The following is an 11316-nucleotide window of genomic DNA, read 5'->3' on the forward strand; positions in this document are numbered from 1 at the left end:
AAAAATGGCCTCCCGTAGGGGATTCGAACCCCTGTTGCCTGGATGAAAACCAGGTGTCCTAGACCGGGCTAGACGAACGGGAGGGAGGAGAAGTCACGGAAGCTAGGTTTCGATCTGTTCTCTGCAAGCCTTTTTTCAATAAAAAGCGATTTTTATGATTTTGCCTTTAAAATCCGTTTGCGCGCGAGGCTTTCGGCACTCATCTAATCTCTATGGCTATTACTGATTTACCGTTTCCTATGCCCGAGAATGCTCTGCTAAAGGTGGAGGGCTTGCCCTATCCTTTGGTGGCTGCTGGTAAAGTGCGTGAAGTTTTCGACATGGGGGACGCACTCTTAATGGTGGCGACGGACCGGGTGTCGGCCTTCGACGTTGTCATGAATGAGGGCTTGGCGGGCAAGGGGATCTTGCTGACGCAAATTAGCCTTTACTGGTTTGAGCAGGCGGGCGCCGTCACGCAGCACCATTTGGTGGACGATCATGCTGCTCGCATCGCCGAATTGGGAAAGACCTATCCGGAGCTGCAATATCGTAGCATGATTGTTAAGAAGCTGACGCCTTTGCCGATCGAAGCGGTGGTGCGCGGATATTTATCGGGCTCGGGCTGGAAGGCGTATAAGGAGTCCGGGCAGCTGTTTGAATATACTTTGCCGGGTGATTTGCAGGAGAGTAGCCCCCTGCCGCAGCCGGTGTTTACTCCGACGACTAAGGTGGCGAGTGGACATGATATGCCGATCGATTGTGTGGATGCGGCCAAGCTGATCGGAGAGGAGCTTTTTCAGCGCGTGCATGACTTGAGCATAGAGCTCTATAATATGGGAGTGGAGCGTGCTGAAGCGGCGGATATTATTTTGGCAGATACGAAGTTTGAGTTCGGGACGGACGCGCAGGGAGAGCTTTACTTGATCGACGAAATTTTGACCCCTGATTCGTCGCGTTATTGGCCGAGGGAGAGTTTTGCACCGGGTGGGCCGCAGCCTTCCTATGATAAACAGTTTGTGCGCGATTATTTAGAGTCGCTGGAATGGGATAAGACTCCTCCACCGCCGGCTTTGCCAGCCGAAGTGCTTGCGGGGACCTTAGATCGCTATATTGAGGCGTATACTAAGATATGCCTATTTGGTTAATTGAGTTATTTGGCGCACGGGATTTAAATGTGGCCTTTTTAGGCATCACATTAATGACCGCACCATGTTGGCTGGCTATGATCTTTTTTCCGAATGCTCGTTACCTGCAGCAACTGGCGCAGCCCTGGATTGTGGTACCTGTATATAGTTGGGTGCTGGTGCTCTTGTTATGGAAATCCTATCAAGCGGCTCTGTTGCCAGAGCCTGTGACGGCGGCAAGTTACGATGCTGCACGCAGCTTTGCGCAGCATCCGATTGCGTTTCTGGTGCTCTTTTGTAATCTGCAGATTATTAATTTGTTTATGGGGCTCATGATTTATCAAAAAGCAATGCGTGGTGGTTTTCGTGCGCCAGTGGAGTTGACGCTATGCTGGTTCTTGGGCGCGCTGGCGTTGATACCCTTCGGCATGCGGTTAATGATTCGGAGGCAAGTCGCGCTATGACGGATCTGGAACTTGGTATGACGGATATGGCGACTCGCTCGCGCAGTGGACCTGTATGGAAATGGGCCGCCTTGCTGGGCTTTGGCATCATACTCTATGTGGTATGGCGTAATTATCTTTTCATTGAAGAGGGCATGTTAGGGCCGAATTTTACCATTATCCATCAGGCCTATGATTTTAATTTGTTTGAGCTGCCTGTGATCTTATTGGTGGTGGCTGGTCTGAGCATGGGCCTGGCGGTCACTTGGGTGAGTGTGCGGCGCGCTTTGATTTGGGTGGGGGCGCTATATGCTTTCCTGGCATTGGATCTCTTCGGTTTGCGTTACTACGTTACTTATGTAGAGCCAGAGCGCTTGGTGGTGCGGCAGGTGCGATTGGAAACTCCGAAATTAGATCAAACTGTGCGTATTCTGCACATTGCAGACATTCAAGCTGGCTCGATCGGGGAGTATCAGAAGGTCATTTTTGACCGCATTGAGTCTTTGCAGCCGGATTTAATAATTAACACGGGGGACTTTTTGCAAGTGGTGCCGCCTGCAACCTTCGAGAGCGAGTGGCCGAAGTTACATGCTTTAATTAAACGAGTGAATCCACGCTTGGGCACTTATGGGGTGTTTGGCGATACTGAGCGTGAGCTGTATCGCTATCAGCCGGAGGCCTTGAAGCCCTTGGTTATGCTTTCTTCACGTGAGCAGCGAATTGGGGTCGGCTCGGGGGTAATTAATTTGCATGGTTTGAGCCTGTATCAGTCTAAGTCGGGCGAGTGGGCGATGCGCTCGGTGGAGCAATGGCTCGAAAAGTCGGACCCTAATGATTTTCGGATATTGTTTGGGCACGCGCCTGACTATGCGCTCTCGGTGGCTGAAGCACCGATTGACTTGTGCCTGGCAGGGCATACGCATGGGGGACAAGTGAAGTTGCCCTTTTATGGGCCCCTGGTGATCGATAGCGAAGTGCCCAAGGAGTGGGCGCAAGGCTTCCGCCGAGTGGGCATTCCTTATTTAAATGTCTCTGCGGGGGCAGGTTCGAACCGTCGACATAGTCTGCCGCCGATACGCTTTAATTGCCCCACCGAAATGACGCTCATCGAATTGGTGCCGATGCGTTCAATCCGTTAAGACTCGTTGGCCCTAAAGGCTCCAGAGGTAGCTTTGTTTTTCTCCGAGTTGCTGGCCGTTGGCATCTTTCAGGCTGAACTTCCAGGCGGCTGGCACGCCACTATCTTCGGGCCAATCTTCACCTGTCAGGCCGACAAAGATCTCTTTGGTGCTGGGGCGTTTGTTAGGCAATGTGAATTCGTGGCTTTGTTTTTCAACCGACTTCTTGGTGTAGAACTCGCCCACAACGACGGTGCCTGCAGGCAGGCGGCGCACATCAGTGTCCAGAATTAAGGTAAAATAGTAACCCGCACGCTCTTGGGGCTGTGTGCGCAGAACCACACGATCCCCGAGGTTTTCTTTGCCCGACATATATTCGCTGATACGCTTAAACGACTCCGTTTCTATGTAGCGGGGCTTGATCTCCTCGATGTTGACAGAGGTGATTGGCTGGCGGGGCGTGGAGGCACAGCCTGCGAAGAGGCTGCAAAGAAGAGCGGTAATGAGAAAGCGCATGTCTTCAGATTCGCGAGCAGGTCTGGCTTGTCAAGCCAGCGCCGTCAGACTCGAGGAGATCGGATGTCTGCCTGGATTGAGGCAGACATCCATCGATTGCGATGCCTCGTCATTAGGCAGTTTAGATGTTCAACGGAGTCCAGGCTGCATTGTTCTGAGAGCTCTGGACGACTGCCTCGACGAAGGCCATGCCGCGAACACCGTCTTGGATGCTAGGATATTCTTTGGCGTAGGCTGGAGCCTCAGCACCAGAGAGTTCTGCGGCGATGTCGGCGGCGAAGTTGCGATAAATATTGGCGAATGCTTCGAGGTAACCTTCCGGATGGCCCGCTGGGGTGCGGCTGTGAGCGGTGGCGCTTTGGCCCAAATAGCCACCACCGGTGCGATAGATTTGGGTGGGCGCATCCAGGTGTTTGACTAGTAGCGTGTTCGGCTCCATTTGATGCCATTCCAGACCGCCCGTTTCACCGTAGATGCGGATGTTGAGCGCGTTTTCCTCGCCGGCTGAAATCTGTGAGGCGTGCAGGATGCCCTTGGCGCCCCCTTCGAAGCGGAGTAAGATGTTGCCGTCGTCGTCCAATAGGCGTCCATCGACAAAGGCGGTGAGGTCGGCGGCGAGTTCTTTAATTTGTAGGCCGGTAATGAACTCGGCCAGATTCTCGGCGTGGGTGCCGATGTCACCGATACAGCCTGCGGCGCCCGAGCGTTTGGGGTCGGTGCGCCATGCGGCTTGCTTTTGACCGTCTTGCTCGATCGGAGTGGCCAGCCAGCCTTGCGGGTATTCGACTACCACCTTACGCAATTTTCCGAGTTGTCCGCTCTGGACCATTTCGCGGGCCTGTTGGACCATGGGGTAGCCTGTATAATTGTGGGTGAGCCCATACTTGAGGCCTGTTTGGGCAACGATTTGGGCCAGTTCCTTGGCTTCCGCCAAGTTGAGTGTGGCTGGCTTGTCGGAGAGCACATGGAAGCCGGCTTCCAAGGCCGCTTTGGCCACGGGGAAGTGCACGTGGTTGGGAGTCACGATGGCGACGAAGTCCATGCGCTCGCCTTCGGGCAGTTGTGCCTCGGCGCTCATCATTGTTTCGAAGTCGCTGTAGCAACGCGCCTCTGGCAGGAACAGTTCTTTGCCCGAGGCGAGTGCGCGTTCGGCGTCGGAGCTGAAGGCGCCGCAGACGAGTTCGATTTGACCATCAATGCCAGCGGCGATGCGGTGGATGGCGCCAATGAAGGCACCTTGGCCGCCACCGACCATGCCCATGCGGATTTTACGATTTAATTTCATGATGCGGGATACGAAATGAGAGATGCGGGATGCTAGATGAACTAAAAACTAGTTAACTGCTCACTGGTTAACCGAAAACTGCTGAACTGAGCCCCTGGGCTCACTGATTCTTTTTGTCAAAGGCGGCGTCGAAGGCGATGGCATTGGGCTTGAAGTCGAGCTTCTTGACGAAGGCCGCGGCTTCGGTGCCGCCATGGATGCGATCCATGCGGCCGTCTTCCCATTCTACCGAGAGCGGGCCGGCGTAGCCGATGTCGTTGAGCGCAACGATGATCTCTTCAAACTGAATGTCACCGTGACCGAGTGAGCGGAAGTCCCAGTGGCGACGTGCATCGGTGAAATCGGTGTGGCCACCGAAGACGCCAACTGTGCCATCACCGTGGCCCCACCAGGCGTCCTTCATGTGCGCGTGGTAGATGCGGTCGGCAAATTGACGAATGAATTTTACGTAATCCACGCCCTGATAGCCGAGGTGGCTGGGGTCGTAGTTGAAACCAAAGCGCTGGTGCCCATTGACCGCGGCCAGCGCGCGTTCGGAGGAGGCGATGTCAAAGGCGATTTCGGTGGGGTGCACTTCGAGTGCGAAATTGACGTCGACCTCTTCGAAAACGTCCAGGATCGGAATCCAGCGCTCGGCGAAGTCTTGGTATCCTTTTTCTAAATACGCCTGCGAGGTGGGTGGGAAGGCATACAGCGCGTGCCAGATGGAGGAGCCCGTGAAGCCATTCACGACCGGGGCGATCACGGATTCGTCCGGGCGAGCGTCAAAGAACTTACGCGCAGCGCGTGCAGTGGCCTTCATTTCTTCGGCCGCACGTTGGCGCACGCCCTCTGGATCGCCGTCGCCCCAGATCTCTGGCGAGAGAATCGCCTGGTGGCGCTCATCGATACGATCGCAGACCGCTTGGCCCACCAAGTGATTGGAGAGGCCGTAGCAGCTCAGTCCGTTGGCTTGCAACTTGTCCCAAATCGAGGCGATGTAGCCGTCTTCTTTCAATGCACGTGCGACTTCGAAATGGTCGCCCCAGCAGGCGAGTTCCACACCATCGTAGCCCATTTTTTTGACGAGGGGAAGTAGATCATCCAGCGGCAGGTCTGCCCACTGGCCGGTAAAGAGGGTAACTTTTCGACTCATAGGTGGGCATTATAGCTGAAATGCTGGAATTGACAATGCTCTCAGTCATCCATAATTGTGCAGTATTCGTCACGATATGGATTTAACTGCATTTGCCGACCGCAGGCTTTGGGACTTAATAGATCATGTGTCTTTCTGGGTGAAAGACCGTGCGGGCTGCTTTGTGTGGGTGAATCGAAACTTGGCCGAGCAGGCGCAGGCATCGCGCGCGGCTATTTTAGGCACGAAAGACAGTGACTGGTTCTTTAACGAGCTCGCTGATGTTTATATGGAGGATGATGTTACTGTGCTCAAGACGCAGCAAGCGATCATCAATAAGCCAGAGTTGGTGATGAGTGCTGATGGCGAAGTCGTCTGGCATGCGACCAGCAAATTTCCTTATGTAGACGTGAGTGGAGAGGTGGCGGGCACTTATGGTATGAGCCAGCCAATGGTGGCGCTCGGGGATCTGCCTGCGGAATATGCAGATTTATCTTTAATCGTCAGCTATGCGCGTGAGCATTTGACTGCTGGGGTGACGGTAGAGGCCATGGCGCGGAAGGCGAACATGTCGCTTTCGACTCTAGAGCGGACTGTGGCGCGACATCTTAAAATCACGCCCTTGAAATTACTGCAGCGTATGCGGATGCATCGTGCGCGGCATTTGCTGACGACTTCGCATCTCAAAGTTGGCGAGATTGCCTTGGAATGTGGTTACGAGAGCTTTTCGTCGTTTTCGCGTGCCTTTAGACAATCTTATGGATGTGCGCCAGGTAGCTTGCGATCAGTATCTTGATCTCTGCATCCCTTCTTCGTAAAAGCTAGTATGCTTAGTTGCCATCCACCGGCCCGTCATAGAATCTCCGTGGTCTGAGAAAAATACAATTAAGGTATTCTTCATGTCGTTACGTCTTTCTAGTGCCCCTAGCAGCTTTCCGACTTCCCATTTTCCAATTGGCTTACTGTAATGTTTTTGTAGAGACCAGCGCGTTGCCACATGTGACGTAGGCCAATACGTCCTTTCTGTAGGCCCGGGACTTGACTTAAATCCCAGCAATAGAGGCGTTCTTCATTTATATTACTAACATTCATATACATTTCCTCTCCGCGTTTAATGATGGTCATGTGGTGCTCCATGCCGGGCTCAAATAAATCTATTGCGGTATAATCTGGTTCCAGCTCCATGCGGTCGAACTGACCGCCGAATAATGAACGTGGATAACGTCGAGCACGTATGTAAGCGGAGTCTTTTCCAGCGTCGATCTTGTTATTAAACGCTGCATAGCTGATGTGCAATAAGTTCATATGGTCAAAGTAAGTCGCCATATAGGGGGTCTGCCTGAGCCCATTCCACTCTGTGATGTCTTCAGTGTAGGGTTCGGGGCCTGCTCCGCTTGCGTATAGATAGACAATGCAAACGAAGCGATCCACGGTATCCATTCGAGTGAAATCAAAGTCTAGCTTTAGGTCACCCTCGAAGCTTTTATGGGTCCATAAAACTGCGTGTGAGGCGTTGTCTCCTTGGATGGGGCCTGCGGCATACAGCATACCATCAGCTGTGTTCTTGATCGATGCTTTGTGACCGTCGAGAAACCATTCTTTCGTCCAGTCATCTTGTCCTGTGTCGATCATTACTGTACGCCAATTAGCGTTTAGGATTTCATTGTAGGCGGGGCGATATTGTTCGTTGGCTTCCATGGTGAGGCTAAACACTAGTAGTTAATGGGAAAAAGGCATTGGTCTGAGTGGATCAGCTTAGCTGAAATTCTTTGGGGCTTAAGCCTGTGGCTTTGCGTACGGCTCGTGCAAAGTAATTAGGATCTTGGAAACCGGCTGCATGCGCGATTTCTTGAATCTGATTCTTATTTGAGCGTAGCAAATTTAGGCCTCGTTGTACGCGTTGATTGTGCAGGTAGGAAGATGGTTTCATTCCATAAGTTGCTGAGAATTGACGCGTGAGAGTGCTGCGGTGAACTCCTAATTCCTCTGATAGCGTATTTAAGCTCAAGTTTGGATCGGTGAAACGCTGGTCAAGCAGTGCTTTAAACCGTGAAGGTAATGATTCGGGACGGGATGAGTGTGTTTGCTGTGATGCTTTGAGTAGTAAGGAATAGGCAAGTTGAGCGGCACGGCATTCGCCCTCCAAAGTGCAACCTTGAAGGGCATCTGCAATTTCAATGAAAAGAGATTCGGGGCAGGCTCCCATGTCCTGAGTTCCGGGTTTAATGTCAAAGTCTCGTAACCAGTTTAGCGCATGTTTGTGGTCAAAGCTGATCCAACAGTAACACCATTTGTCTGATTTAACTGTGAGCTCATGAATACTGTCAGGCTCATAGCAAAATATAGAGCCAGGTGTTTGTTCATACCAGCGACCTTCTCGAAGAAAACTGCCTGCTCCGGCAACACTCCAGAATAACTGGGTGAAGTTCTTATGGCACGAAACTATAGAGACGCCTTTAAGCAATTCATCTCGACCGACAGAGCGTACTCCGAGTGGAATATTCGGAGCTGCTGGCATTGCGGCGCGATAGCTTATTAGTCGAGAATGGTAGAGCGACATCAGTGCTAGTATTACGACAAATCTCCTGTCTTAGCAAGCGTGGAGGCGTGTTATTCTATAAGCTATGAATCACATTAAACCTAAAGTAGTTGTTATTGGAGCTGGGAGTTTGTTTTTTGGGCAGAAGGCCATTTGGTCAATGAATCAATTGCCTGGACTTATAGGAGGTGAGTTATGCTTGGTGGATACGGAGCCACGTAATTTGGAGCGCATGCTCAAGCTCGGTCAGATGGCGGCTGAGAGTTCTGGCTCTGGGACGCGCATCACGGGGACCACTAATTTTCGTGAAGCTTTGCCAGGGGCAGATTTTGTCGTCCTGAGTTTTTCTGAGCAAAATTCGCATTTTCGTCGTATTGATTGCGAGGTCTCAGCTAAATATGGTGTACGTATGTGCTCGGGGGATACGATTGGGCCAGGTGGAGTCTTTCGCGCAATGCGTGAATTTGGGCAAATTTTGGAGATTACCAAGGAGGTCGAGAGTGTTTGTCCTGATGCTTGGGTGATTAATTACATAAACCCTTCGTCAGTCATGGGGATTGGACTTTTCCGACACTCTAAGGTTAAAAGTTTCGCACTTTGCGACACTCACCACATGCCGAACAAGAAGCTTAGCTACCTAAAAATGCTTGGTTTGGAGGAGTCGGAGTTGGATTCTTGTGATATCCGTATTGCAGGCGTGAATCATTTCACATGGATGTTGCAGGCGACTCATCGCGGGCGTGATATCATTCCTGACCTACGTGATGCCTTTTATCAGCTTTCTTTGTCAGAAAAGGATACGGGCTATGCTAAAGGTCGTTTCAATAGTCATATTACAGCTCAATTGACTGACGTTTTTGGTGCTTTGCCGACCTGTACGGGCCATACGAAAGAGTACCTCCCTTACTATCAAGGCCGGTCCCCGATTCGGGAGTCCATTCCACCGCTGTCAGTATTTGATTGTGATGAACGCGAAGCGCTCACGGAAAAGATGTGGGAAGACATTGACCGCTATTTCACTGGTGAGAAAACAATGGAAGAGTTTTATGCAAGCCATAGCGCGGATCACGCGACGGATATTATCAATACTATGGTGACTGAGGATCAGCGTACGTATTTTATCAATCGTACGAACAATGATTGTGTCGTAGGGCAGGGACGCGCTGTTGGAAATATGCCTGATGATGCCTTTTTAGAGCTCGAGTGTGTCTTGGACCGCAATGGACCGCGCCCACTTCATGTAGGTGATTTTCCTTATGGGTTGCGCTCACTGCAGATGCAAATTTTAGATGTTCATGAACTGACGATTGAAGCAATTATGCTGCGTGATCGTGGTTTATTGATCCGTGCGCTTGCGCTTGACCCGTTGGTTCAATCTATTGCGACTGCAAAGCAAATCGTTGACGAACTGTTGATCGCGCAGGCAGATGTCTTGGGCGACTGGTCGACGCCTGTTGTCACTGCTAAGGATTCAAACGTAGGCTTGGTATCTGGATCAGCACCTCAATTGTATTAACTGTGATGCAATAGTCATCTCTATTAAAACAGTATCACTATATGGATTCACAAATGATTGATAGTCGGCGGGCACCTTTTGGGTGGCCTACGCTTAAACTCATTCCCGGGGAGGACTGTGATTTACAACTGGACTCTAGGGCTGCAGACTTTTCGCGTGGCGGATGGTTGCGGATCACTACTTCGATTGATGATCGAGAGGAAAAAATACTGCAGGTTATTTCCATGAAGGATGGGAGCGTGCTGGGTGAGATCGATTTGAAATTTGCTCATTCTTTGGAACCCTACCAGTTTCGAATGGAGGCGGAAGCATTTGAAGCAGCTAGTCGTCATGGCCTGCGCCTTCGCTTAAGTCAGGCTAGTGGGCCGCTCTGGATCTTGGCGGAGGGCTTACCCGAGGGAGCCGCTTCTCTTGAGCCACACTTGCTAGGCGACTTAGGTCGGGATAAAATTTCGGCATTCTATCAGCAGCTAAGTTCAATTGCGACTGCTCAGCCTTTTGGTTGGATGGAGGGCTGTGTGCTCGATGCGCAGCACGATTGTCTCGAGTCGAGTGGTTATCCCTCATGGCGTGATGCCCTGAGCAATCATTTTGCGCTCTATATTAACAGCACTGGAGAGCTGTCTTATGAGGGCCCACGTGGAACTTCCGAAGATGGGCGGATTTATGGCATTGAGGGGGCCTTGCCGTTTGCGATTCTTGCTAAACTCCATCCGGATCATCAATTAGTAGAGGATGCACTTCAGTTCTATTTAGATCTTTTATACACTGATGGTCGTTTTCGAAATCCTGAATTGATCAGTGCCGAGGGAAGTTATACCATTGCCTATCCGCTGGCAGTCATTGCTCAGCAGCGAGGATCTGAAGATCTTGCTCATTTAGCTGCGAATGTTTTGCGGGTGCGACGTCATAGTCTCTGGCGTCCAGAGGGCCTCTGGCTTCGGCATCATCCTGATAATAGGCGGACCTTTCGCTCATGGGCACGTGGGGTTGCTTGGTATCTAGAGGGGCTCGTTCGTACGATTGAGCACGTTGATAACTTGATCGATACTGCCGATCTGAAGGCAGATTTGATTGAAGTGGCAACTTGGGCAATGAGTCAACAACGTGCTAGCGGTCTTTGGGGCTGCTTTATTGACTTGGAGCGCACGGATATAGATACCTCTGGGAGTGCCGGCATCGCAGCTATGTTCGCTCGCGGGGCAAATTTAGGAATGTTAGGAGGTTCTTTTGACCGCTCTGCGCGCTCGTGTTGGCATGGGTTAACGCAGTTTTTGACTCCAGATGGATTCTTGGATGGGGCTGCGCAAAGCAATCGAGGTGGCTTGCCTTTGCAGGAAGGAACTTATCGAGTGCTTTCTTCTATGGGGATGGGATTAATGGGGCAGTTGGGGGCCGCGATTGGCTGTGTGCGTTAGTCATTAGCCCTTTTTGCTTGTTTATCGAGAGACTGCTGAACCCCGTGTTTGCTGGATCGTTGGCGAAGATTTGCGATGCGCATTGCACTGATACGTATAGGTTCCTGTCTAAGAAGTTGTTTCGAGTCATGGGCTGCCTGCCCATAGTTGGGTCGCTGTAGGGGGAGATGCTAATTTGACAATGACTTAAGTTTTTTCCGGATTATTTGGTATTAGTGCTAGCAATCATTTGCATTAGACATTTGGTGCATAAGGGTTTTA

The 11316-nt window shown here is 51.4% G+C and carries 12 protein-coding genes and 1 tRNA gene; 6 read left to right on the forward strand and 7 right to left on the reverse strand.

Going from position 1 to position 11316, the window contains the following annotated elements; all coding sequences use genetic code 11:
* Positions 1–5: 5 nt before the first annotated feature.
* Positions 6–83, reverse strand: a tRNA-Glu gene (locus QEH52_RS15875).
* Between the two features lie 156 nt (positions 84–239).
* Here QEH52_RS15875 and QEH52_RS15880 point away from each other — a divergent pair.
* The 3 genes from QEH52_RS15880 to QEH52_RS15890 are packed head-to-tail and all read left to right on the forward strand — an operon-like array spanning position 240 to position 2688.
* Positions 240–1127: a phosphoribosylaminoimidazolesuccinocarboxamide synthase gene (locus QEH52_RS15880; RefSeq protein WP_345785479.1), complete on the forward strand. Its 888-nt coding sequence runs from the start codon at positions 240–242 to the stop codon at positions 1125–1127.
* Positions 1112–1570: an abscisic acid-deficient protein Aba4 family protein gene (locus QEH52_RS15885; protein ID WP_308951767.1), complete on the forward strand. Its 459-nt coding sequence runs from the start codon at positions 1112–1114 to the stop codon at positions 1568–1570. The genes QEH52_RS15880 and QEH52_RS15885 overlap by 16 nt, the downstream gene beginning before the upstream one ends.
* Entirely contained in the window at positions 1567–2688 is a 1122-nt protein-coding gene (locus QEH52_RS15890) for a metallophosphoesterase (protein WP_308951768.1), read from the forward strand. The genes QEH52_RS15885 and QEH52_RS15890 overlap by 4 nt, the downstream gene beginning before the upstream one ends.
* 12 nt (positions 2689–2700) lie before the next feature.
* Here the strand turns inward: QEH52_RS15890 and QEH52_RS15895 are convergent, their stop codons facing one another.
* The 3 genes from QEH52_RS15895 to QEH52_RS15905 form a co-directional block, all read right to left on the reverse strand.
* Positions 2701–3183 (reverse strand): hypothetical protein, encoded by a 483-nt coding sequence (locus QEH52_RS15895; protein WP_308951769.1) that lies wholly within the window; start codon positions 3181–3183, stop codon positions 2701–2703.
* A 121-nt stretch (positions 3184–3304) separates the two neighbouring features.
* A complete protein-coding gene (locus QEH52_RS15900; RefSeq protein ID WP_308951771.1) occupies positions 3305–4468 on the reverse strand; it encodes a Gfo/Idh/MocA family protein in 1164 nt (387 codons plus the stop codon).
* Between the two features lie 100 nt (positions 4469–4568).
* The gene (locus QEH52_RS15905; RefSeq protein ID WP_308951773.1) at positions 4569–5603 is read right to left on the reverse strand and encodes a sugar phosphate isomerase/epimerase family protein; all 1035 of its coding nucleotides are present in this window, start codon (positions 5601–5603) and stop codon (positions 4569–4571) included.
* 76 nt (positions 5604–5679) lie between these two features.
* Here QEH52_RS15905 and QEH52_RS15910 point away from each other — a divergent pair, with 76 nt between their 5' ends.
* Positions 5680–6378, forward strand: coding sequence for an AraC family transcriptional regulator (locus QEH52_RS15910; protein ID WP_308951774.1), 699 nt, complete (start codon positions 5680–5682; stop codon positions 6376–6378).
* Here QEH52_RS15910 and QEH52_RS20765 read toward each other — a convergent pair.
* From QEH52_RS20765 to QEH52_RS15920, 3 genes are read right to left on the reverse strand one after another with little or no spacing between them, the layout of a single operon-like run.
* A complete protein-coding gene (locus tag QEH52_RS20765; protein WP_425609294.1) occupies positions 6367–6483 on the reverse strand; it encodes a hypothetical protein in 117 nt (38 codons plus the stop codon). The genes QEH52_RS15910 and QEH52_RS20765 overlap by 12 nt on opposite strands.
* A 23-nt stretch (positions 6484–6506) precedes the next feature.
* The gene (locus QEH52_RS15915) at positions 6507–7280 is read right to left on the reverse strand and encodes a DUF1961 family protein (RefSeq protein WP_308951775.1); all 774 of its coding nucleotides are present in this window, start codon (positions 7278–7280) and stop codon (positions 6507–6509) included.
* 52 nt (positions 7281–7332) lie between these two features.
* The gene (locus QEH52_RS15920) at positions 7333–8100 is read right to left on the reverse strand and encodes an AraC family transcriptional regulator (protein WP_308951776.1); all 768 of its coding nucleotides are present in this window, start codon (positions 8098–8100) and stop codon (positions 7333–7335) included.
* 106 nt (positions 8101–8206) lie between these two features.
* On the opposite strand from QEH52_RS15920, the gene QEH52_RS15925 reads away from it, so the two are divergent.
* Both QEH52_RS15925 and QEH52_RS15930 read left to right on the forward strand, forming a co-directional pair.
* Positions 8207–9637, forward strand: coding sequence for a family 4 glycosyl hydrolase (locus tag QEH52_RS15925; RefSeq protein ID WP_308951777.1), 1431 nt, complete (start codon positions 8207–8209; stop codon positions 9635–9637).
* Between the two features lie 41 nt (positions 9638–9678).
* Complete coding sequence (locus QEH52_RS15930) at positions 9679–11055, forward strand: glycoside hydrolase family 88 protein (protein ID WP_308951778.1); 1377 nt, start codon at positions 9679–9681, stop codon at positions 11053–11055.
* The last annotated feature ends 261 nt before the right edge of the window (positions 11056–11316 follow it).

This window comes from Thalassobacterium maritimum, from assembly GCF_031127805.1.
In the GTDB taxonomy this organism is placed as follows: domain Bacteria; phylum Verrucomicrobiota; class Verrucomicrobiia; order Opitutales; family Coraliomargaritaceae; genus Thalassobacterium; species Thalassobacterium maritimum.

Excerpts from the sequence above, each read along its gene's own strand:
- QEH52_RS15930 (WP_308951778.1), top strand. The coding sequence starts at position 9,679 with ATGGATTCACAAATGATTGATAGTCGGCGGGCACCTTTTGGGTGGCCT.
- QEH52_RS15885 (WP_308951767.1), top strand. The coding sequence starts at position 1,112 with ATGCCTATTTGGTTAATTGAGTTATTTGGCGCACGGGATTTAAATGTG.
- QEH52_RS15915 (WP_308951775.1), bottom strand. The coding sequence starts at position 7,280 with ATGGAAGCCAACGAACAATATCGCCCCGCCTACAATGAAATCCTAAAC.
- QEH52_RS15900 (WP_308951771.1), bottom strand. The coding sequence starts at position 4,468 with ATGAAATTAAATCGTAAAATCCGCATGGGCATGGTCGGTGGCGGCCAA.
- QEH52_RS15910 (WP_308951774.1), top strand. The coding sequence starts at position 5,680 with ATGGATTTAACTGCATTTGCCGACCGCAGGCTTTGGGACTTAATAGAT.
- QEH52_RS15890 (WP_308951768.1), top strand. The coding sequence starts at position 1,567 with ATGACGGATCTGGAACTTGGTATGACGGATATGGCGACTCGCTCGCGC.
- QEH52_RS15905 (WP_308951773.1), bottom strand. The coding sequence starts at position 5,603 with ATGAGTCGAAAAGTTACCCTCTTTACCGGCCAGTGGGCAGACCTGCCG.
- QEH52_RS15920 (WP_308951776.1), bottom strand. The coding sequence starts at position 8,100 with ATGCCAGCAGCTCCGAATATTCCACTCGGAGTACGCTCTGTCGGTCGA.
- QEH52_RS15880 (WP_345785479.1), top strand. The coding sequence starts at position 240 with ATGCCCGAGAATGCTCTGCTAAAGGTGGAGGGCTTGCCCTATCCTTTG.
- QEH52_RS15925 (WP_308951777.1), top strand. The coding sequence starts at position 8,207 with ATGAATCACATTAAACCTAAAGTAGTTGTTATTGGAGCTGGGAGTTTG.
- QEH52_RS20765 (WP_425609294.1), bottom strand. The coding sequence starts at position 6,483 with ATGAAGAATACCTTAATTGTATTTTTCTCAGACCACGGAGATTCTATG.
- QEH52_RS15895 (WP_308951769.1), bottom strand. The coding sequence starts at position 3,183 with ATGCGCTTTCTCATTACCGCTCTTCTTTGCAGCCTCTTCGCAGGCTGT.